Raw genomic sequence first — 20,547 nt, forward strand, 5'->3', positions numbered from 1 at the left:
CATCCCCTCACGGCCCGTCTGCCCGCGCCGGAAGGAGAGTCGGGGAGGCAGAGGAGAGATAACCAACGGCAGGGGGGCGTGATCAATCCTCCCGCAGAGGATTCGGGAAATCAAAACCGAAGAGCTGCGGGTTTTCGCCGATCACGGCGGCAGCGATAATGTAGAACACATAATCGCGGGTTTCTGCCGGAATCTTTTCGGTGGTCAGCAGCCGCCAAAAATTGCGCTCCCGCGGATTGTTGGGCATGCGCTCGATGCGCGCCAGCACATTGCCCTGCCCCCAGTTGTAGGAGGCCATCACCAGCAGGCCGGAGGCCTGTGCTTTGGTGTCATAGAGCAGGCGGAGATGTTTGGCGGCCGCGACGGTGGCTTTCTCGAAATCGTGGCGTTCGTCCTGGGGATCGAACTCGGGATAGCCTTGCAGGGGGCCGACGCGCAGGCCGTAATCCCTGGCAGTGGCCGGCAGAAATTGCCACATGCCCTTGGCAATGCCGTAGACGGTCTCGGGGCCGCAGCGCGTCACGTCAAAGTCACTCTCCTGCAGGGCGAGATAGAAAAATTGCGGGGGCAGGCCGTGCTGTCGCATGATTTTCCTGATGCGGGCGGGATAGCCCATTTGCCGCGCCCGGGCGAGCGCCTGGCGCAAGCGCGGCGTGCTTTGCCATTTGGCGATGTAGGCGTGCACCGTTTGCTTAAAGGCCGCCGGCATGCTGCCGTCGCACTCGCCGAAATCGCGCACAATTTTGTAGATCAGCCAGTCTTGCGGCGGGAGTTTGTCGGGGGTGATGCCCAGGGCCTCGGCCACGAAGTCGCTGTAATCCTGCTGCAAGCGGCGGAGTTCGGCACCCGGCCGCGCCGCCGCTGGCGGCGCCAGCCTGGCAATCTCCAGCTCCAGGGCTTTCATCGCATAGAACATGCTTTCCGCGCGGGCATGCAATTGTTCCAGTCGTTTCAGCCGCACGCTTTGATGGTAAAGCGCCGTGCTTGTCGCCAGCAGCAGGGTGGCGATGACTCCGATGATCGTCCAGTAGCGCCGCGCGTGCTGCCGCCGCACCCGTTGGAAGGCCTGGCGAATGAGCAGCGTATGCTCGCCGATTTTACCGGGCAGCGAAAGAGTGAAGTAGCGCCTGCCAATTTGCGTCAGGGAGGGCGGGGCAGCAGGTGGCTGTTCCCCGGCTGCGCCGAGTGGCTCAAGTTCCAGATGCAGCCGCGGTCCGTTGCGGCCCAGCTCCACCTCGGCATGTGCGGGCAATGCCGCCCGGTCGATGCGGCGGCCATTCAGGAATGTGCCGTTGGTGCTGTTCAGATCGCTGAGCCACCAGCGGCCGGCTTCAAAATTGATTTGTGCGTGGCGCAGGCTGACTTCGGGATTGACGAAGCTGATCTCGCAGGCGGCACTGCGGCCAAGGGTCAGGCCGGTGGTCCAGCGTTCCCGGCCGTGGCGAAGCTCGCCCTTTTCGAGGCGCACCAACAGCGCACGCGGCGTGGTCAATACGGTGCGTTCGTCATCGCGGAGAGGCATGGGCACTCTGGAGGACAGGGAAAAATGCGAAAGGCCGGTCACTCTCCCCGGCCTTTCGGTTGCACCGCCACAGCGGGCACAGCCCGCCTTGTGGCGTGGCCGGCGGCAGCGCGCCCGCTCATGCCGCGGTCTGTTTGATCAGGTCGAGGTCATGACGGGCCTCGTCGCTGAGCTTGACCTGGCCGCGCTCTTCGCGCACCACGCGGGAATAAAGCGACAGATCACGGTCGAACAACCATTTGAACAGCAGGCGCGTCCAGGACTGGTGCGAAATCAAATTGTCATAGGCTTCCGGCGCGATGCGTTTGATCTCGGGCAGTTTATTCCATGGCACCGAGGGAAAATCGTGATGCTCATTGTGATAGCCGACGTTGAACGCGAGGGCGTTGAGCCGGCCGTAGTAACTGTAGGTTTCCTGCACGCCCTTTTCATCCACCATGTAGTGCCGTTGAATCCAGCGCGCGCCGAGCGGATGCAGGCCGATGGAGAAAAACAGCGACGCCAGCAGGTAGAAGAAAGCCCCCGGCCCCCAGAACACGAACACGGCGGCATCAAAAGCAAGCTGAACGATCAGGTTGAAAATGCTCCACCCGTCCCACAGATTGAGCTCCTTCAGGCGCAGCGGCCGCGTGGCTTGAAAAAACGGATAAAACAGCAGCCACAGCGCCTTGCCCCACCAGGAGTTGCCGATCAGTTTGGCCTCCCAGTGGCTCGGCAGGTCGGCATCGAGTTCATACACACCCTGAAAGGCATGATGTTTGAGATGGTATTTTTGAAATGAGATGGCGCTGGGCACGACGATCGGCAAATTCGCGAGGATGCCGGCCAAATTGTTGAAGGCCTTCCTTTCGAAGATCAGGTTGTGTGCGCACTCGTGAATCATGACAAACAGGGCGTGGTTGGCAAAGGCGCCGATGGTGTAAGCCAGCAGCAACACCGCCCACCAGGGCTGGTCTTTGATCACGTAGGCGCTCACAAGCTGCAGCCCTACGATACCACAAATGATCAGGAAGGTATGGGGATTTTTTCCGATAAGCTGCCGGACTTCCGGGTGCCGGTTCAGGATTTCCTTGGTCCGTTCACGATGGGGTTCACGGCTTCGCGAATGGGTGAAACCTGCTCTCTGCGTGTTCATTCGATACCTGTTTCGCTGGTTTGTGGTTGGTGTGGGTTACCGCATAGTCCCGGGAAAAACCTGGCATGGCTGCCAGGGTTTTTAGACCACAGTTTTTCACAAATGAGCGCCGATACAATAATCCATATTGAGCGGTGTTCATTCGTGTCCAAAAATTTTGGGGTGCGGCTTGCAGGCCGCGTTACGGGATTGCGCCCGGGGTCCGTAATGGCGCGCGGTGGGATCGATCCTGGAGTGGCGAAGCATAACCAAAAATTGCAACATTGTCAAGCAGTGAAACACTGCCGGTTGCAGAATATTTGTAACTGCGCCGCCGGTTTGCTATATTCGCCGGCGCCGTTGCCTCCCGCCGGCCTTTGCAGGTTGAAGCCCGGCCGGCAGGTGTGGTGGCCATCCTCCGCGGAGGCCGGAGACGGCCGTACACTTTTTCCGACTGTCAGAACTTTCCGTATTCGAGCAAATGAGCAAATGAGAAATATCAAGAAGCCCGTCACGCCGCATCCGCCGGTCCATCCTGCCGCTGAGCCTGCTGACAAAGCCATCCCACGCCTGTTGGAAACACACGGCGGGCTCATTTACAATCTGGGGTTGCGCATGTGCGGCCGGCCAACCGACGCGGAGGATTTGGTTCAGGAGACTTTCCTGCGCGCCTTCCGCAAGTGGGAGCAATTCGAAGGCCGCTCTGAACCGGCCACCTGGCTCTATACCATCGCGGTGCGCGCCTGCCAGCGCCTCAAACGCAGGCGCGCCGGCCAGCCGCAACGCATGCAGTCGCTGGCCGAGCTGTTGCCCGACCCCGAAGCCGACGAAATTCCCGACCTGCCCGCCGATCACGACGGCCCGCTCGATCAGGTGTTGCGACGCGAAGCCCAGGAAGCGGTGCAACGGGCGCTCACCAAGCTGCCCCCGCCCTTTCGCATGGCACTGCTGCTCAAGGACATCGTGGAATTCTCCGTCGAAGAAGTGGCCCGGGTTTTAGGCATCAAAGAAGCCACCGTCAAAACGCGTGTGCATCGCGGCCGGCTGCTGCTGCGCAAGGAGCTGGCGAAGAAACTGCCCAAGCACAAGGCCCCGCCGCCCGATCACGAAAAGCAAGTCTGTTTGCATCTCCTGCATGCCAAACAGGAGGCCCTGGATCGCGGGGTGGAATTTCCTCTTGCCGCTGGCGAGTTGTGCTCCCGCTGCCAATCCCTGTTTGCCACGCTCGATCTCACCCACGAAATTTGCCTCAACCTCAAGCGCGGGCCGTTGCCTGAGCCGCTGCGCCACTTGTTGCTGCAGGAATTCAAACACGCCGGCCGGGCTGGCGGCAGGCGTTCGGCCAGGCGCTCTGCTTGAATTTTTTCATCAAAATTTCTGTTTCCCTCATGGGAATTTTCAACCGCGGCACAGCCGGGTTCGCCTCAGCTTCCAGAAGATTGCAATCTGCCATTGAGGGGAACTGGCGCGGCTCCAATGAAGGAGCAGCCGCCCGGGCAGTGGTGTTTTCGAAAATTGGCCTAATTCCTCTTGAATTGGGCGCTTGGCCCGGCCCGCAGAAATCCGCGGGAACCTTTTCCCCTGCCATGTCTCTAATCACCCAGAAAGCCCGACCGACCCGGGCAGGACTACGGTTGAAACATCAACAAGAGGGCAGATTCTTGTGGAAACGAGTATGGCAGTGGGCTATGCCGCGATGCTGGCGTTGGGCGTGGTGCTGGGATTGATCGGCGCCGGTGGTTCGATTCTCACGGTGCCGGTGCTGGTGTATTTGTTCTCGGTGTCACCGTCGCAGGCGACCGGTTATTCCCTGGCAATCGTGGGCGCAACGGCGCTGGCCGGCGCGATGGAATATCTGCGCCGCGGGCAATCCAACCCGCGCATGGCCCTGATCTTCGGCACCCCGGCCATTCTGGGTGTTTACCTGACCCGGCGCTACCTCTTTCCCGCCATTCCGAATCCGGTGCTGCAATCCGGCAGCCTGGTCTTGAGCAAGGATGTTATGGTGATGATCGTCTTCGCAATCTTCATGTTGATCACTTCCCTGGCCATGATTCGCAGCAAGAAGGAGGCGGAGCCGGCCGGGCCGCCGGTGGCACTGCCTGCCCGCAAAATCCCGCTCATCTTCGCGCTGGGTTTGGGCGTGGGCATTATCACCGGCTTCGTGGGCGCGGGCGGTGGCTTCATGATTTTGCCGGTGCTGGTGCTGCTCGGCGGCCTGCCCATGAAAGTGGCGATCGGGACCGATCTACTGATCATCGCCGCCAAATCGCTGATCGGTTTCATGGGCGAGGCGCAGGCCGTGGCCAACATCGATTACGGTTTTGTGGCGCTCATCACCCTGCTGCCGCTGGTGGGCATCGCCTTTGGCACCTATCTCAACAAGCATGCGCCTGCGGGCAAGCTCAAAATGGCGTTCGGCTGGTTCGTGCTGATCATGGGCGCCTACATCGTGACCAGAGAGTTGTTTCTGGCATGAACAGTCGGCATGCCGCATGCGCGCCGACACGGCTGGCGTGAACGTGTTGCCTGCGATAAAACTCAAACCATCATCAAGGAGGTTCGTTCATGCTTTTTCGCATGTTGTATGACGAGAAGCTGGCGCAGGCCAGTTATCTGATCGGCTGCCAGCGCACCGGGGAGGCGATCGTGATCGATCCCGAACGTGACGTGGACCGTTACCTCGAGGCCGCGGCGCGCGAGGGCATGCAGATCACCGCCATCGCGGAAACCCACATCCATGCCGACTATCTCTCCGGCGCGCGTGAGCTGGCGGAACGCACCGGCGCCCGCCTGTACGTTTCCGATGAGGGTGACGCCAACTGGAAGTATCGCTGGCTCGACAAAAAAATGGGCGGGGGCAGCTATGATTACAAGCTGCTCAAGGATGGCGACAGTTTTCAAGTTGGCAACATCGAATTCAAAGCCATGCACACTCCCGGTCACACCCCCGAGCACATCAGCTTCATGGTGACCGATCGCGGCGGCGGCGCCAATGAACCCATGGGCATTGCCACCGGTGATTTCGTCTTTGTCGGCGATGTCGGCCGGCCGGACTTGCTGGAAACCGCGGCTGGCCAGAGTGGCGCCAAGGAACCGGCGGCGCGCACGCTCTTCCACACCGTGCAGCGCTTCAAAAACCTGCCGGATTACCTGCAGGTTTGGCCGGCACACGGCTCCGGCAGCGCCTGCGGCAAAGCCCTGGGTGCCGTGCCGCAATCCACGGTCGGTTATGAAAAGCGCTTCAATCCCGCGATTGCCGACGCCACGGATGAAGAGCGCTTCGTGCAGGCCATTCTCAGCGGCCAGCCCGAGCCGCCGCTTTATTTCGCCCGCATGAAACGCGAGAACAAGGAGGGTCCGGCCATCCTCGGCAAGCTGCCGCAACCCCGGCCGCTCGAGGTGCAGGCACTGCGGCGCCTGGTGGAGGAAAAAGCCCCCATCGTTGACACCCGGCCGTGGCCGCAATTTCGCGAGAGCCACCTCCCCGGCGCGTTGTGGGCGCCACTCTCCAACTATTTTCCCAATGTCACCGGCTCCTATCTCGAGCCCAACCAGCCGTTCTACCTCATCGTCGCAGAACAACGCGTGCGGGAGGCGGTGATCGACTTGATTCGCATCGGTCTGGATTCGGTGGCGGGCTATGCCACCCCGGAAACCTTCGCGCAATACCAGGCGGACGGCGGCAAAGTCGCCAATATTGCCGTGATGCCCATAACAAAACTCAATGGCCAGCTCACCCGGCCCGACACGCTGGTCGTGGACGTGCGCGGCCTGGCGGAATTCACCGCCGGTCATCTGCCAGACGCACTGCATGTGCCCTACACGCAACTGCCCAGGCGCGTTGCTGAATTGCCGAAGGATCGCCGGCTGCTGGTGCACTGCCGCACCGACAATCGTTCCGCGATTGCCGCTGCCTGGCTCATGCGTCAAGGCTATGACGTGGTCCATCTCAGCGGCGGCTATGTCGCCTGGCAGAATGCCGGCGGCCAGATCGAAACACGCAACTAGTGGTCTGTTGCCTTGAAAAGTCCAGCCAGCGCGGTGTCCATTCGGCAAGACTCCTGCGAAAACGCCGGCACGCTGCCGGGTCGGCCGCAGGATTTAGCGGCATGACATGACGGGGGCCAACTGGACGAAGCAAGGCAACAGCGCAGCAGGCCGGCGGGTGTTCCCTGCCAGGCCGCGGGCAGCGAAACGGAGAGCAGTCGCCGGCAATGTTTCCGGCTTTCTGTCGCGCAGCACACTGGCAGATCGTCTCCGGTTCGCCGCAGCCTCTGATCAATCAAAGCACACACAAAAAGGGTCACTTAATTTGCGAGGTTCCTGTATATGACGGAAGTCGTCGTTTGGAGCGGCTGGGTTGGCGGGCTGGCCGTTGGTACCTACGCACTGCTGCAGTGGCTCGTCTCCGGCAATGCCCTGGGCGCTTCCACCGGTTTCGGCAACATCTGCAGCTATGTTTCCAATGCCCCGTTTTTCCACGAGGGCGAATATCAAAACGCCAACAACTGGCGGCTGTGGTTTCTTCTCGGCATTCCGCTCGGCGGGCTGCTGGCGGCGCTGACCTCGCCGGGTGAAATCGTCGTCAGCTTTGCGATGGGCGAAATGTATGACCACGTGCTGCCGCAGGCCTTGTGGGCCAAAGCCCTGGTGCTGACTCTCGGCGGCGTGATGATCGGCTACGGGGCGCGCCTGGCGGGTGGCTGCACCAGCGGCCATGCCATTGCCGGCATCGCCATGCTCAATCCCCCCAGTGTGCTCGCCTCCGCCGGCTTTTTTGTGGGCGGCTTTATTATGGTGCAGCTGCTCTTTCGGCTGCTGGTTTGACACAGGAGAATGACAGAAGATGAAGAAGTACTCGTTTCTGCTGTTTGGGGCGCTATTCGGTTTCATTCTCAGCCGCGCCGGCGCCACCACTTACGATTTCTACGCCAGGCTGTTTTTATTCGAGGATCTGCAGCTCTTGTGGGTCATCGCCATGGCCGCAACCCTCGCTGCGCTCGGCGTCGCGGTGCTCAGGCTCGTGAAGGCCCGCTCGCTGTTTGACGGCAAGCCCATCGCCTTCAGGGGCAAACCATACAAGGCCACGCTGATTCCCGGCTCCCTGCTGTTCGGTTTGGGCTGGGGACTGGCGGGCGCCTGCCCCGGCACCGCACTCGCGATGTTGGGCGAAGGCAAGCTGGCCGCGCTGTTCACGCTGCTCGGCATCTTGCTGGGAACCTGGCTCTATGGTTTGCGGGAAAGCCGGGCCAAAGCGCTGCCCGTCTCGGCTGCGGTTGCGACCTCCCGCACCTCGCGCCTGGAAACGGTCTGAAGCCGGACGTCTCATCACCGCCAGGGTCATCCTGCAGGGATCCTGCGCTGTCTGGCGCACAGGATCCCTGCGGAATGACACCGGCAAAGCAGGAAAACAACGCACGCGTGAGCGTGCCCGTTTTTGCCGTCGGCACTGGTAATTTGAACTGATGAATTGAATCTTGCACAGGAGAGATGATTATGAGCAAGCCCATTGAAATCACCGATGCCAATTTCAAGCAGGAAGTGCTGGAGTCCCCCATTCCGGTACTGGTCGATGTCTGGGCCGACTGGTGCATGCCCTGTCGCATGGTGGCGCCCGCAGTGGAAGCCATCGCAGCGCAATATGCCGGCCGCGTGAAAGTCGGCAAAATGGACGCCGACAACAACGACATGCCCTCGGAACTGGGCATTCGCGGCATCCCCACGCTGCTGTTGTTCCGCGGCGGCAAAGTGGTGGATCGTATCGTCGGCGCGGTGCCGCAAAAAGTGATTGCCAGTCACCTCGATCAAGTGCTGGCCTCTGGTGCCCCGTCAGCTTGATTCATCCCAATGGCCGCCCGGCAGGTCATGCCAACAGTGCCGCAGCAAGGCTTGACACTGTGCCCGAGTTTTCACAAAATTTCTGCCGGATCAGCGGGAGAGCAGCCGGACTTTTTCACGGCGGCAGACTTCCGGCGCCCGCGGGAGGGTTGTTGCAACAGCCGGACTGCTGGATGATACCTCGCGGCGTCATTCCGGCAATCGACCGAAGGCCGGGAAGGCCCGGCCATGCCGCGGTGAGCATCAACACGGCGGGCTGCGGCTTTGTCACTCGCGATTATTGGGAAAGAATCACCGGCCGAACCCTCGCGAGAGATGCTTGTCAATACAACGTTAAGTTGGCACCTTCCCCCCCCAAATGTCATTCTGGAAGAATCTTTTTGAGTGCTTGGGACTAGTGCACTGTTACGTTAATTTTTGTAGCCGCGCCCCCTCGTGGCTCGCGGCTGAAGGAGCAAAAATTCATTAGCCGCCCACAAGGGACGGGGATTGCAGAATTCACGTTTACAGTGCACTAGACAGGCAGCAATCCCAGCATTGAAGAAGATTTCTCCGGAATGACAGTTTTGAGTCGTGGAGGGGATTTTGGAACCCAACGTTGCAGCATTGTCATTTTGGCAGGCGTTTGGCCTCTCGCCGCGCACCGCCAGCTCGTGATGGAAAAACGTCAGATCCTCCAGAAATTCCCGCTTTATCGTGCCGCGCCCGGCACGCTGCGGGATCAACTCCTCCAGGCCGCAAGCTCTGCCCGCCTGCTGCCGGGGGAGTTTTATTTTCAGGAAGGGGGCGTTTGCCATCATATTCCGCTGGTGGGCACCGGCAGCTTGCGCGTCTATAAAAGCGGCGAGCGCGGTCGTGAGATAACTCTGTATCATGTACGGCCGGGAGAAAGCTGCATTCTCACCGCCGCCTGTCTGCTCGGGCATCGCAATTACCCGGCGAGCGCAGTCGCGGAGGAAGTGGTCGAGGCCGTGCTTTATCCGGCGCCACTGTTTCGGGAATGGATTGCCCGCCATGAAGAGGTGCGGCGCTTTGTTTTCGCATTGCTGGCCACCCGCCTGGCGGAAGTGATGACCCTGGTGGAAGAAGTCGCGTTTGGCAAACGGGACCTCCAGCTCGCACGCTTTCTGCTCGAACGTTTTGCCAATCAGGGGCGGCCGCGCCGCACGCTGGCCGTCACCCATGAGCAGATCGCCGCGGAGCTGGGCTCGGCGCGCGAAGTCGTCAGCAGATTGCTCAAGGAGTTCGAGCGCCGGGGTGCGGTGGCGTTGGGCCGCCGCCGGCTGCATCTGCAGAATGAAGAAGTGCTGCGCCGCCTGGCGGAAGAGTAATGCCCCGTTGAAAGCCACGCACCGGGGCACTGCGACAACGGCCCGGTCTGCCCGGCAAAACTCCGCCAGTTGTCTTCCCCGGATGCTTGCGGAATCCCGGCGCGATGATGAGGCCGGCATGTTTCCGCGATCCGCCAACCGCTCATGCCAGGGTGAGGGCTTTGCGATCCCCCGCGTGGCGGCGCACTTTTTTGCTGCCTCGGTGACAAAGTCACGGAAAAGTGCATGCCAATCTGCTATCTTGCAGGCAAACCAGCAGACATGCTGCGGAATGAAAATTGTTGTGAATGAACCATCACCTGCAACGGAGGTGTGTCATGCAAGCAAATGTCGGTTCGCTCGACAAAGCCGTCCGCCTGATTCTGGCGCTGGTGCTTTTCAGTCTCTATTTCGTGCTGGAGGGCAACCTGCGCTTTCTTGCGCTGGTAGGTTTCGTACCCCTGCTCACCGGCCTGGTGTCCTGGTGCCCGCTTTATGCGCTTTTGGGATTGAGCACCTGCGCCACCAAGCCGGCGCGGCAATGACAACACATCAGCCCCTGTCCCGGCATGGCCGTAAAGCCATGCCGGGGTGGTTTTGAGTCACCCGCAACCCTCGCCAACGCCTTCCCCCGCCATCTTCCTTCCTGAATTTTGCATCCAGATTGATCCCCTCCGGGAGCACCGCCGATTTGATCGCGACGCCCAACCACCCAGGGGATGGAACAAGTCATTTTGCGGGACACCATTTTCGTGAGAGAAAAAATGAGTCGCGCTCAACCTCAAACACAAACATTTCGCCCACGCAAGCAGGATTCCCACGAAAAAAACATTTCTTGGGAGAAAAGCCGTGACGCTATCGGCAAGCGGGCAAATCTCGCAGTCAGGGCCACTCCACATTCGAAAAAAGTTTTGCCGTAGTTCGACTGGAATAACTGATGGGTGCCGTGACATGGCCATTCCCCGGCAAAAACAGGTTGTCTCACGGAATGAATCACAGCAATGGTGGCAGGCAAGCTCGTGTTGCCGGTCACGCGGTGTTTAACGGCGGGCAGGCAGAAGATAAGCAGATCGAAGTAGGAGATGTTGGCGTTGTCCGCTGATTACGCGTATGCCACTCAGGACACTGGTGAATAGTGCCCCTCCCGCGGCAGGACCTCAAGCTGGCGGGCACAATGCGATGGAGCAGGACAGCTCGGCACGCACACCGAATCGACTGTCGGGGCTGGCGCCTCAGGGTACAGCCTTCCTGCCCTCCTGTCCGGGCGGCGGCACGCCGTGCCGGGTGCCGCGATAGCGAGCGAAATCCCGCTGCTGCAGGCGTTCCACCAGCAGCACCGCGATCAAGGGCAACGCGGCATAGAAAGCGATCCACACCGGATACTGTCGTTTGAGTTCGACATAAGACTCAACCGGCGCGGCCGTCGCCAGATTGTTTGCGATCAACAGCAGCGTCCATAATATCAGGGTCCGCGGCGTTACATAGCCGAAGACATAAGCAGCCACCCTCCAGGGGTGCTCCCGGAGCGTGGCATTCTCCTTTGGGTCGAAATAATGCCTTTTGAAAGCCCGCAGGTCCATCGCGGCCGTGGAGGGAAAGTTGTCAACCGGTCGAAAGAGATATTGGGCATGGAGACAGGTTGAACCGGCCACGACAGCCAATGCGGCTGCGATCAAAGCCGGCCAGCCGCCGCTTGCGAGGGGATTCAACTCCCGCGCCAGGTCCGGCGTGGCCATATGCGTGGTGATGCCGTCGGCAACGCGGGTCAGCAGCTCCAGGGCTGTCATCGTAACAAGTTCGACATGAGGACGCATCATGCGATTTCCGTTTGAGGGTAAGGCAGAAGTATGGAGAGCAAGGCCACGACTTTCACGGCACGGTAACGCCGCAAAAGGCATGAATGCCACTTTGCGAAGACCCGGCGTGCGCCGTCCCTGTCATGAACCACACTGGCGCCAAGAGGCAGCGCTTTGATGGCTTGCAAGCAGTTGACGCTGTCAACCCGCTGCCGGCACGGTCTTGACGCCGGCTGCCGGTGCATGCCTGCTTACCAGGACAGCCAGCGGCTCAGTTTGATTAAGAAGACGTTGTCGGGATAAACGTTGAACAGATCATTCAGATTATCCCGGAAGGAAAATCCGCCAGCCGGACTTGTGCCGGTGCGGCCCTGCGACCACACCAAAAAGACGGTTGAGCCCGGGCGGTATTCCCAGCGCACCACCAGGTTCGAACGGAATTGCTGGAAGTTGAAATCCGGATTTCCGAAGGCGTAGTCCGTGTTGCCGTCCCGATCTTCGTCCACCAACAGTTGCCCGCCTGCTTGGTCCGGCGTGATCTCAGCGGTGAAAATGTGAAAGCGCGCGGCATAGTCGGGCGCGCGCGGGCTCGTGATGCGCTTGAACTGCGAGAATCTTCCCACCGAGACGAAGGGCTGGCCATAGTACTGCACCGACAAGTCGGGCGTGACGCTGTAATCCACGCGCACAGTCACTGCCAGCGTTTTTTGCCGCAGCCGGCCGAAAAGATAACGGTTTTCTCCGCGGTGGACAAGCGTGCTGATATATTGCAGCTCATCGCGATTGAAGCTGTAGAAGGGATTGCATTGCAGCGCGAGAGCATTGAGCGGACGCAGCGACAGCCAGACGCCAATATCGTGCTGGCATGTCGAACCTTGGTCTTTCCAACTGTTGCTGCTCTCGATCCCCACCCGCACGGTCTTGCGTTCGTCGCTCTCCAGCATGAACCACTGATTCCATTGCGCCGGCAGCCGCAACGCCGGACCGCCGCGCAGCGCCGTGGTCGCCAGGTTTTCCCCCTCGTGTCCCACTCCCAGCCAGATCAACCAGTAGTTCTTCAGTTGCCCGCCCCCATTGAAGTTGCCGCCGCTGAAGACCCGTTCGCCGCCGAAGTTCCAGCCCTGCCATTGATTCACGTTGAGGTTCAAGCGATTGAAAATGGCGAAGGGAGTGGTGATGCGGTAGCCCAGCCACAGGGACTGCATCACGCGGTCGGCCTGGCGCAGGAAACCGGCGTCATTGAGTTCCAGACCGGGGGACCGCCAGGTGACGGCGAGATTGGCGCGCCAGCGGCTGGTGCCGCCATGGCCCACGCTCAGGTTGCCACCGTGGCCGCTGAGCGAAGTACGGTGCGGGTCGAACTCGAGATAATCGGCGTCGGGGCGCTGAAAATATCGCTGCGAAGCTTGCTGCGCCTCGGCGATTGCCGCCCAGTCGCCGCGAATGTGACTGATCACGCCCAGCGCTTCGAGATAGTATTTGCGATCATGCCATTGATGGCGCATGTCGAAGCCGCCGGCATAGGCCGCGCGGTTCAGGGTGGAGATGCCGGTGCCGGCGAGATCGCGATGCGTGGCGGTCAACATGCCGCCAATGGCGCTGGTGCCGCGGTTGAAATCCTGTTGCACGCGGCCGATGAAATAATTGGTGCGCGGCTCCACGACTTGGCGGCGGCGCTGGCTGTTGAAAGCAATCTCTGCTTCCTCCTCCTCGGTTACGGCCTCGAGCAGGCCGAGCGAAAGTCCGCTTTGCGTTTTGCCGGTCAATTTGGCGGCACCCACGATCGAGGAATTCTCCGGCATTGCAATGAATTCGCCGTCAGCCAGCTCCGGCGCGCGGCTCGGCGCCCGGCCAATGCGTCGGGAGTAGAACAGCCGGTCGTTGGAAAAAGACCCGTCGCCGCCGGTCAGTCGGTAATCGAGAATGCTTTGGCCTTCAATGAAGAACGGCCGTTTTTCCCGGAAGTAGGATTCAAAGGCAGTGAGGTTGACTTCGGAAGGGTCGGCTTCGACCTGGCCGAAATCGGGATTGAGGGTGAGATCCAAAGTCAGATCACTGGTGACGCCGGCTTTGGCATCGAGTCCGCCGGAAAGTTTGCGATGCTCGCCGGTCGCGAAGGGATTGCCCGCCTGCTCTTGAGCGCGTCGCAGGCTGCTGACGCCATAGGGCAGAATCTCGATGCGCTGCGCCGCTTGAATGCCTTTCAGGCCGTGCAACTCTCCGAAGTAACTCACCCAGCCCGCGGTGTTTTGTGGAATGTACTGCCACACCGACCGTTCCTGCTTGCGGAAGATGCGGCGCTGCACTTGCATGCCCCACACGTGCTCCTCTTTGTCACCGAAGCGCAACTGGCTGAAGGGAATGCGCATCTCCGCGCACCAGCCCTGGTCGTCCACCGCCACTTCCGCGAACCACACCGGATTCCAGTTGGCATCCCAAGTCTTGCCGTCGTTGGAAACGGCTTCATCGCCTTTCACGCCCGCGGCATTGATGGTGAAGGAGAAGGCGGTGCGATGATCGAAGTAACTGTCGAGGTTGATCTCGACCCAGTCGCCGTCGAAAGAGTCGCGACGCGAGACGCGCCGCACGATCCGCTCCGGCTGATCGTCATGCGCGCGAATGCCGACATAGAGGTTCCTGTCATCATAAGTGATCTTGAAGCTGGTTGGCAGAGAAGATGGCTTGCCGTCAAGGGGTTCACGCTGGGTGAAATCGCCGGCCCATTCCAGTTTTTCCTAGGCCGGGTCATCCAGCCGGCCGTCGATGACCGGCGCGTGTGGATTGGCAGGCCGGGTATGGTAAATTTTTTGGGCGGCGGGCCGGGCTGCCGCGGCGGATGCCGCAACCGGCAACAACAACGCAACAGTGAGCAGCTTGTGGATCATTGTGATTTTCCTCTGAAAATGCTGCAGCGGAGGCCTCCAGCCTGCCGGCAGACAGGGTGTCCAATCCTGCCAACTTTTTCGAAGCGATAAAATCCAAAAGCCAAAACACACAAAGACGCGAAGCCGCAGGGACTTTGCAAAGAGTACCCGTTCCGCCATGGTTTAACCGTGGCTTTATCTTGCGATTCTGCGGAGGCGCTCTGCAGTAGTGCCACGGCCACGCTGTGGCAGATCAGAGAGGGGACTGAACTGTCGCCGCGAAGATTTTTGAACCACGCAACCCACCAGAAGCACGAGGGAAAATCTGACGGCCGATGTTGTTTTTGTGTTGTTGCGGCTTGTTGTTTCGCAATTGCTGCAGAAAAACTCCTGGCGTGAGATTTTTTTTGCTTTGTTTGAAAAGTTATGACACTCGTCCAGATGCCTGCGCGACATTTCCATCCCGAGGGGTGCCCATACCGGCATGGCAAATTACCTGGGGAGGAAAATTTCGCGACTTCGACGTGAACGAGTAAGGAAAGGTTGCCGGCTTCGTGACAAACGGTTGTAGTCGGCAAAGTCGGGGGGTGTCTTGCAATCGCTGTACCGGCGGGGTGGTTGCTCGGGCATGCGATCAGGCATGCAAATCATCGAGCGCCCGGGCCAGTCGCTGCAAACCGGCGGCGACCATATCCACCGGCCCGCCCAGGGCAACACGAAAATGCGGTGACATGCCGAAAAAGTGGCCGGGCACCACGGTGGTGTCATGCTGTTCGCGCAGGCGGGTGCACAAATCCTCGACACTGCCGTGCAGCAACCGCGGAAAACTGATCATGCCGAATTCGGTGCGCACCGCCTGCAAGTCCGGCCGGGAATCGAGGAAGGTGTGCCAGGCGTGGCGGTTTGCCTGCAAAATCTCCCGCGCCCGGCGGGCGAGGCGTTCGATTTGCGCCAGCGCCAGCACGCTCAGGCGTTCGGCAACATGAGGCGCGTTGACGCCAAAGAGATCATTCAAGCGCCAGATTCTTTTCGCCAGCTCCGGCTCGGCCAGAATCCAGCCGCAGCGCAGCCCGCTCAGACCGTAGGCTTTGGTGAGACTGCCGGTGACGATGAACTCTTCACCAAGTTGAATCGCACTCGGCGGCCGGGCCTCGAACAGGGCTTCGCGATAGACTTCGTCGACGAGCACACGGCTGCCCACGCGCCGTGCCAGCCCGCCGATTTGTCGCAAGGTGTCGTTGTCGGTGAACACGCCGCTGGGATTGTGCAGATTGGAAATCACGATGAGCCGGGTGCGTGGCGTGAGTACGCGCTCGATTTCGGCGGGATCGATCCGAAAACCGTCCGCCCATTTGCGGTTGAAATGGCGGACCCGGGCGCCGAGAAATTGCGCCGTGGCGGTCAACAACTCATAGGTCGGATGCTCGATTAAGACCTCATCACCGGGCGCAAACACCGCCGCCATCGCCAGATGATTGGCCATCGAGGTGCCGTTGGCCGCCACCACACAAGCGGGATCGACCCCGCAATGGCGCGCGATTGCCTGTTGCAGCGGCGCGTAGCCATAACCCGCCGGCCCGCTCAATTCCAGGTCGGCCAGCGTCACCTGCAATTCTGCCAGCGGATAGTTCACCAAGCCGCTCGAAGCGAGATTGTAACGGCTGCCGGAATGCAGTTTGGCCCATTCCATGTAGGGCGAGCTCATCACGCGGGTCATGATTTCACCTGCTTTGGAAATGATTCATTGCCTGCCACTTTTCCCCCGCCACCAAAAAAACGCCGGAATGCCGGCGAGCAAAATTGCCAGACCGATCAAGGTATTTTGTGGATAGGCAAGGAAGGTGTTGAGCACGATCAGCCAGCACGAGGCCACGAAGAAGGCCGTGGTCCAAGGGTGGCCGGGCACGCGATAGCCGGGGGATTGCGGGTTGCCCCGCCGGCGCAACACGAACAGACAGGTGGCGGTCAATCCGAAGAATATGAAATCAATCGAAACGACATAGTTGAGAATCTGTTCATAGCGGCCGGAGAAGGCGATGATGATGGCGAACAGTCCCTGCAAGGTGATTGCCAGAATCGGTACATGTGTGCGCGGGTGCAGCCGCGCCACGGCTTTGAAGAATACGCCATCTTCCGCCATCGCAAAGTACACGCGCGGCGCGGTGAGAATGCCCTGACTCAGAAAGCCGAGAGTGGAAATGGCAATGCCGATCGCGATCACCGCCGCGCCTTTTTCGCCGAGCACCACGCGCATGACTTGCGAGGCGGGCGCGTTGGTTTGCGCGAGCCCCGCCGCGCCCAGCACGTGCACGCACACGAGATTGACCGCCAGATACAGCACGATCACGCCCGCGACGCCGAGCAGCAAGCCGCGCGGCAAATCTCTGCCGGGATGGCGCATTTCGCCGGCCACAAAACTCGAAGTTTGCCAGCCGCCGTAGGCAAAGAACACCGGAATGATGGCGGCCGCCATTGCCGACAGCAACGGCAGACCCGGCGGCCGGTCCAGCAGCGGCCGCCAGGTGAGCCGTGATTCATCTGCCAGCAGGAAGCCGCACAACACCAGGCCGACGATCGCAGCAATTTTCAGCAGCATCAGCAGGCTTTGCACCGTGCTGCCCGGCCGCACGCCCAGGCAGTTGATCAGCGTCAGGACCGCCAGCGCCACGGCCGCAACCAGCCAGTCCGCCAGCGCCAAACCGGTCAGCTCGAGAAAATAGCGGCCGAAGGTGACGGCCACCGCGGCCATGCCGCCGGTTTGCACCACCAGCAGCAGGCACCAGCCGTAAAGGAACGCCACCAGCGGGTGATAGGCTTCGCGCAGGTAGGCATATTGCCCGCCCACCTGGGGCATGCGGGCGGCCAGTTCGGCATAGATGAACGCGCCGAGCAATGCAATCACGCCGCCGAACAGCCACGCACCCAGGATGAGAAACGGCGTGTGCACCTGCTGTGCGACGACGTAGGGATTCATGAAAATGCCGGAGCCGATGATGCCGCCCATGACCAGCATGGTGGCGTCGAACAAACCGAGTTGCCGGGAGAGCTGCGGCGGAGCAGCAGAAGAAGTGCGTGCGGGGGCATCGTGTGAGGGGTTCACGGGTCTTCCTTGGAATGGGAAGTGGCAACGGTATCAGTCCAACGGAGACAATTGTGATAGCGAAGGGCATCGCCCTGGAAAACGTCCCCGCCACGGGTATGAAGCCCCGACGGGGTGAGATAGAATTGCCTGCGCTCGATCCCGACACCGCGATCCTATTCCGCCCCGCTGAGGCCTGCGGATGCTGTGATTGACTTCGTCACCAGGGCGTTGCCCTTCGCTGCTGCATGCTGCCCGATTCGGGGCGGCTGGGGCAAATGATAACATTTTTTCCCACCAATGCCAGGCCATTCTGGTGAAATGAAAATGCCGATGCCACCAGGATCGGCGCGGCAAGCTGCGCCCTCGCGCTGGTTCTGCCTATCCTCTTTTCAACTTGATCACCGTCACTTCCGCGGGCGCGCCCAGGCGAATCGGCGGGCCCCAATAACCGGTGCCGTTGCTGACGTAGATCCAGGTGTTGCCGTGGCGGTGCAAGCCCGAGACATAAGGCTGTTGCAACGGCACGAGAAAATTCCAGGGAAAAAACTGGCCGCCGTGCGTGTGGCCGGAGAGTTGCAGATCGAAGCCGGCCCGGGCTGCCGCGAAAATGCTGCGTGGCTGATGCGCCAGCAAAATCTTCAACTCGGCCGGCGGCGCGTTGGCGAGGGCCTGTGCGGGATTGGAATCGTGATGCGGCACAAACGGTCCGGCCCCAAAATCCGGCACGCCCGCGATGAGCACGCGGCTGCTGCCATGCGTCACCACGCGATGTTCATTCAACAGCACGGTGAAGCCCAGGCGGCGCGCTTCCGCCAGCCAGGCCTCGGCACCGGAATAGTATTCATGATTGCCGGTGACGTGAAACTTGCCGTAGCGGCTGGAGAGTTGGGCCAGCGGCGCAACGTCCTCGCGCAGATGAGCCACCCCGCCGTCGGCCAGATCGCCGGTGAAAACGATCACATCCGGCGCCAGACGATTGACGGCCGCCACCACTTTTTTCACGAAGGCGGCTGTGATGGTATCCCCGACATGCAAATCACTGATCTGCACCAGGCGGAGGCTTTCCAGCTCGGGCGGCAAGTTTGGCAGTGGCACGGTCACTTCCACCACGGCCGGCGTGCGGCGGGCTTGATAAACACCGTAGCCCACCAGCACCGCGGTCAATCCCAGCACCGCGAGATTGGTGGCGAGCAGCAGCTCATGCAGTTGCTCGCCATTGAGCAAGGCCGCGCCATTCGGCGAAACCTGCACCAGGGCTATGGCATGCTGCACGCCCCACAGCGCCAGCCCGGCAAGATCGCGAATCAACAAAAGGAAGAAGAGAAAATTCAGGGCACCCATGCTCAGAAACGTGAGCCAGGCCAGCCGCCGCCGCGCCCTGCGTTGTTGCTGGCGGCGGGAAAAAGTGAAATAGAGCGGCGGCAGGGCGATGACTGTCAGGATTGCCAGCCAGGCCAGACTTTGACGGGCAGCACTCAGCGCCAGCGGCGACAACAGGCGCCAGCCAACATAAGCATGGGCGAGAGCGTACAGGCCAAACGCAACGAGAAAAAACATGTGACGTTGTCCTCTTTGACTGTGCCGGTCGCACAACCACATCTCGCGCGCTGCGGCGCGACGCGTTGCGAGTTTTAATCGGGTTGTGCAGGCTGCGGGGCAAACGCCCGGGCATTTTTTTTATTTCAAAACAGACACGCAAGCAACGCCTGGTGAACTTTTGAGAAAGGATTCCGGCCGCGGCCCGGCGCTTGCGTGAAAAATGTCCGTGCAGAAGCGACGCCAGGACAAGTTTTGCACGCCCTGCCTCAATCGGGCACAGGGCATTTTCAACCAAAACGAAATGACCGGCTGAGATTCCAATCTCACCGGCTTTTCAGGCACGGCGGACACTCCCGGGCAGAGGCGCGAAGCCGCAACGATTTTCAAAATCATAGAGGATCGGCGGGAGCACCGGGAAAAACCGTGCAGCGTCTTTGGATTTCATTGTTTCACAAAGTTGGTGGCAAAAAGCAGAAATTCTGCCGCATGCCCCGGGACGAGCCGGATATAACGCAAAAACCGGATACGAATGCAACGGCTTTTTGCGCACCTGGCAGCAAACGGGATCGCTGCCGGTACCGGCCGTTTCCGTCCCTGCCGCAGTCTGGAAGCGGCGGTGAATCGGTACCCCGTCCCCCTGTTTGGGCAGGCCTTGCTCTCAACAACAAAATTGCTGCTTGAACAATCGCACCAGCACAGCCGTCTGATTATCTGCAGACCGGGGAGACTTGCGCGGTTCGAACGTGCCGCCGCGACAAACTAGTTGACTCTTAGATGACGTCACGTTATATTCCGCTGTCTCGAAAAAAATTCCGCAACAGGATTGCATGAAACGGAGAGAGGAAAGACAGCACGTTTTATTCCCCGTGATATAAAAGCCAAGGACAGGAAAATATCTTGGGCAAGGCCCCGGGAAGCGGGTGAGCAACAGAAGGGCAAAGCAACTCAGCCATTTGCCGATTGAGAATGGACCTTGGAGTTTTTCCCGTGCAATTGTCTGATTACTTGTCGGAAAACCTGATCTTTCTGGATCTCGACGCACACGACAAGTACGAGGCCTTCCGCGCGATGGTGGCGAAGATGGCGACGCAACAGGCCATCGCCGAGCCGGCCACCTTCCTGCACGAGGTGATCGAACGCGAGGCCATCGAGCCCACATGCATCGGAAGAGGGGTGGCGCTGCCGCATACGCGCACCAGGTGTGTCAAGAAACCCATTATCGCTTTCGCACGCACGAGCCGGAGCATCCCCTTTACGGCGGCGTGCAACGACGGTGTGCAACTCATCTTCATGATGGGCACCCCGAAGGACGAAGCCAACCAATACCTGCAAATACTCGCCCGTCTATGCCGGTTGCTCCGCCGCAGCGAGTTTCGCGACAAACTCCTCACCGCCACCTCCCCCAAGGAAATCCTGAAGCTCTTCGACGAATTCGACACCCCACTCAACTGAATCGTTTTCCACCTTCTCACTTCACCC

At 60.3% G+C, this 20,547-nt stretch carries 17 protein-coding genes; 9 read left to right on the forward strand and 8 right to left on the reverse strand.

Annotated features, from left to right (window positions below; translation table 11 throughout):
• Positions 1-82: 82 nt before the first annotated feature.
• Both ONB52_07485 and ONB52_07490 read right to left on the reverse strand, forming a co-directional pair.
• Positions 83-1,522, reverse strand: a complete 1,440-nt coding sequence (locus ONB52_07485) for an FHA domain-containing protein (GenBank protein ID MDZ7415989.1) — start codon at positions 1,520-1,522, stop codon at positions 83-85.
• Between the two features lie 118 nt (positions 1,523-1,640).
• The gene (locus ONB52_07490; GenBank protein MDZ7415990.1) at positions 1,641-2,657 is read right to left on the reverse strand and encodes a fatty acid desaturase; all 1,017 of its coding nucleotides are present in this window, start codon (positions 2,655-2,657) and stop codon (positions 1,641-1,643) included.
• A gap of 468 nt (positions 2,658-3,125) precedes the next feature.
• Here ONB52_07490 and ONB52_07495 point away from each other — a divergent pair, with 468 nt between their 5' ends.
• The 8 genes from ONB52_07495 to ONB52_07530 all read left to right on the forward strand — a co-directional run bounded on the left by ONB52_07495 (position 3,126) and on the right by ONB52_07530 (position 10,332).
• Complete coding sequence (locus ONB52_07495; GenBank protein MDZ7415991.1) at positions 3,126-3,995, forward strand: RNA polymerase sigma factor; 870 nt, start codon at positions 3,126-3,128, stop codon at positions 3,993-3,995.
• 316 nt (positions 3,996-4,311) lie between these two features.
• The gene (locus ONB52_07500; protein MDZ7415992.1) at positions 4,312-5,115 is read left to right on the forward strand and encodes a sulfite exporter TauE/SafE family protein; all 804 of its coding nucleotides are present in this window, start codon (positions 4,312-4,314) and stop codon (positions 5,113-5,115) included.
• Positions 5,116-5,204: 89 nt separating this feature from the next.
• Positions 5,205-6,647: an MBL fold metallo-hydrolase gene (locus tag ONB52_07505; GenBank protein MDZ7415993.1), complete on the forward strand. Its 1,443-nt coding sequence runs from the start codon at positions 5,205-5,207 to the stop codon at positions 6,645-6,647.
• 321 nt (positions 6,648-6,968) lie between these two features.
• A complete protein-coding gene (locus ONB52_07510; protein MDZ7415994.1) occupies positions 6,969-7,466 on the forward strand; it encodes a YeeE/YedE family protein in 498 nt (165 codons plus the stop codon).
• A gap of 19 nt (positions 7,467-7,485) precedes the next feature.
• Positions 7,486-7,953 carry a YeeE/YedE family protein gene (locus ONB52_07515; protein ID MDZ7415995.1) on the forward strand — a complete coding sequence of 156 codons (468 nt, stop codon included), beginning with the start codon at positions 7,486-7,488 and terminating at the stop codon, positions 7,951-7,953.
• A gap of 182 nt (positions 7,954-8,135) precedes the next feature.
• Entirely contained in the window at positions 8,136-8,477 is a 342-nt protein-coding gene (gene trxA, locus ONB52_07520; GenBank protein ID MDZ7415996.1) for a thioredoxin, read from the forward strand.
• Between the two features lie 656 nt (positions 8,478-9,133).
• Positions 9,134-9,808 carry a Crp/Fnr family transcriptional regulator gene (locus ONB52_07525; protein ID MDZ7415997.1) on the forward strand — a complete coding sequence of 225 codons (675 nt, stop codon included), beginning with the start codon at positions 9,134-9,136 and terminating at the stop codon, positions 9,806-9,808.
• Between the two features lie 317 nt (positions 9,809-10,125).
• Positions 10,126-10,332: a DUF2892 domain-containing protein gene (locus ONB52_07530; protein MDZ7415998.1), complete on the forward strand. Its 207-nt coding sequence runs from the start codon at positions 10,126-10,128 to the stop codon at positions 10,330-10,332.
• Between the two features lie 687 nt (positions 10,333-11,019).
• On the opposite strand, the gene ONB52_07535 is transcribed toward ONB52_07530, so the two are convergent.
• The 6 genes from ONB52_07535 to ONB52_07560 all read right to left on the reverse strand — a co-directional run bounded on the left by ONB52_07535 (position 11,020) and on the right by ONB52_07560 (position 19,086).
• Positions 11,020-11,604 carry a hypothetical protein gene (locus ONB52_07535; protein ID MDZ7415999.1) on the reverse strand — a complete coding sequence of 195 codons (585 nt, stop codon included), beginning with the start codon at positions 11,602-11,604 and terminating at the stop codon, positions 11,020-11,022.
• Positions 11,605-11,834: 230 nt separating this feature from the next.
• Positions 11,835-14,255, reverse strand: a complete 2,421-nt coding sequence (locus ONB52_07540; GenBank protein ID MDZ7416000.1) for a carbohydrate binding family 9 domain-containing protein — start codon at positions 14,253-14,255, stop codon at positions 11,835-11,837.
• Between the two features lie 63 nt (positions 14,256-14,318).
• Complete coding sequence (locus ONB52_07545; protein ID MDZ7416001.1) at positions 14,319-14,468, reverse strand: hypothetical protein; 150 nt, start codon at positions 14,466-14,468, stop codon at positions 14,319-14,321.
• A gap of 613 nt (positions 14,469-15,081) precedes the next feature.
• Positions 15,082-16,164: a pyridoxal phosphate-dependent aminotransferase gene (locus tag ONB52_07550; protein MDZ7416002.1), complete on the reverse strand. Its 1,083-nt coding sequence runs from the start codon at positions 16,162-16,164 to the stop codon at positions 15,082-15,084.
• Between the two features lie 24 nt (positions 16,165-16,188).
• Positions 16,189-17,547, reverse strand: coding sequence for an amino acid permease (locus tag ONB52_07555; GenBank protein ID MDZ7416003.1), 1,359 nt, complete (start codon positions 17,545-17,547; stop codon positions 16,189-16,191).
• A gap of 360 nt (positions 17,548-17,907) precedes the next feature.
• Positions 17,908-19,086 carry a metallophosphoesterase gene (locus ONB52_07560; protein ID MDZ7416004.1) on the reverse strand — a complete coding sequence of 393 codons (1,179 nt, stop codon included), beginning with the start codon at positions 19,084-19,086 and terminating at the stop codon, positions 17,908-17,910.
• A gap of 969 nt (positions 19,087-20,055) precedes the next feature.
• Here ONB52_07560 and ONB52_07565 point away from each other — a divergent pair.
• Positions 20,056-20,520 (forward strand): PTS sugar transporter subunit IIA, encoded by a 465-nt coding sequence (locus tag ONB52_07565; GenBank protein ID MDZ7416005.1) that lies wholly within the window; start codon positions 20,056-20,058, stop codon positions 20,518-20,520.
• The last annotated feature ends 27 nt before the right edge of the window (positions 20,521-20,547 follow it).

The organism is candidate division KSB1 bacterium, assembly GCA_034506255.1.
GTDB classification, from domain to species: Bacteria; Zhuqueibacterota; Zhuqueibacteria; order Zhuqueibacterales; family Zhuqueibacteraceae; genus Coneutiohabitans; species Coneutiohabitans thermophilus.

What these genes read in the sequence shown, in the direction of transcription:
- ONB52_07485 (MDZ7415989.1), bottom strand. Translation starts at nt 1,522, where the DNA reads ATGCCTCTCCGCGATGACGAACGCACCGTATTGACCACGCCGCGTGCG.
- ONB52_07490 (MDZ7415990.1), bottom strand. Translation starts at nt 2,657, where the DNA reads ATGAACACGCAGAGAGCAGGTTTCACCCATTCGCGAAGCCGTGAACCC.
- ONB52_07495 (MDZ7415991.1), top strand. Translation starts at nt 3,126, where the DNA reads ATGAGAAATATCAAGAAGCCCGTCACGCCGCATCCGCCGGTCCATCCT.
- ONB52_07500 (MDZ7415992.1), top strand. Translation starts at nt 4,312, where the DNA reads ATGGCAGTGGGCTATGCCGCGATGCTGGCGTTGGGCGTGGTGCTGGGA.
- ONB52_07505 (MDZ7415993.1), top strand. Translation starts at nt 5,205, where the DNA reads ATGCTTTTTCGCATGTTGTATGACGAGAAGCTGGCGCAGGCCAGTTAT.
- ONB52_07510 (MDZ7415994.1), top strand. Translation starts at nt 6,969, where the DNA reads ATGACGGAAGTCGTCGTTTGGAGCGGCTGGGTTGGCGGGCTGGCCGTT.
- ONB52_07515 (MDZ7415995.1), top strand. Translation starts at nt 7,486, where the DNA reads ATGAAGAAGTACTCGTTTCTGCTGTTTGGGGCGCTATTCGGTTTCATT.
- trxA (MDZ7415996.1), top strand. Translation starts at nt 8,136, where the DNA reads ATGAGCAAGCCCATTGAAATCACCGATGCCAATTTCAAGCAGGAAGTG.
- ONB52_07525 (MDZ7415997.1), top strand. Translation starts at nt 9,134, where the DNA reads ATGGAAAAACGTCAGATCCTCCAGAAATTCCCGCTTTATCGTGCCGCG.
- ONB52_07530 (MDZ7415998.1), top strand. Translation starts at nt 10,126, where the DNA reads ATGCAAGCAAATGTCGGTTCGCTCGACAAAGCCGTCCGCCTGATTCTG.
- ONB52_07535 (MDZ7415999.1), bottom strand. Translation starts at nt 11,604, where the DNA reads ATGATGCGTCCTCATGTCGAACTTGTTACGATGACAGCCCTGGAGCTG.
- ONB52_07545 (MDZ7416001.1), bottom strand. Translation starts at nt 14,468, where the DNA reads ATGATCCACAAGCTGCTCACTGTTGCGTTGTTGTTGCCGGTTGCGGCA.
- ONB52_07550 (MDZ7416002.1), bottom strand. Translation starts at nt 16,164, where the DNA reads ATGACCCGCGTGATGAGCTCGCCCTACATGGAATGGGCCAAACTGCAT.
- ONB52_07560 (MDZ7416004.1), bottom strand. Translation starts at nt 19,086, where the DNA reads ATGTTTTTTCTCGTTGCGTTTGGCCTGTACGCTCTCGCCCATGCTTAT.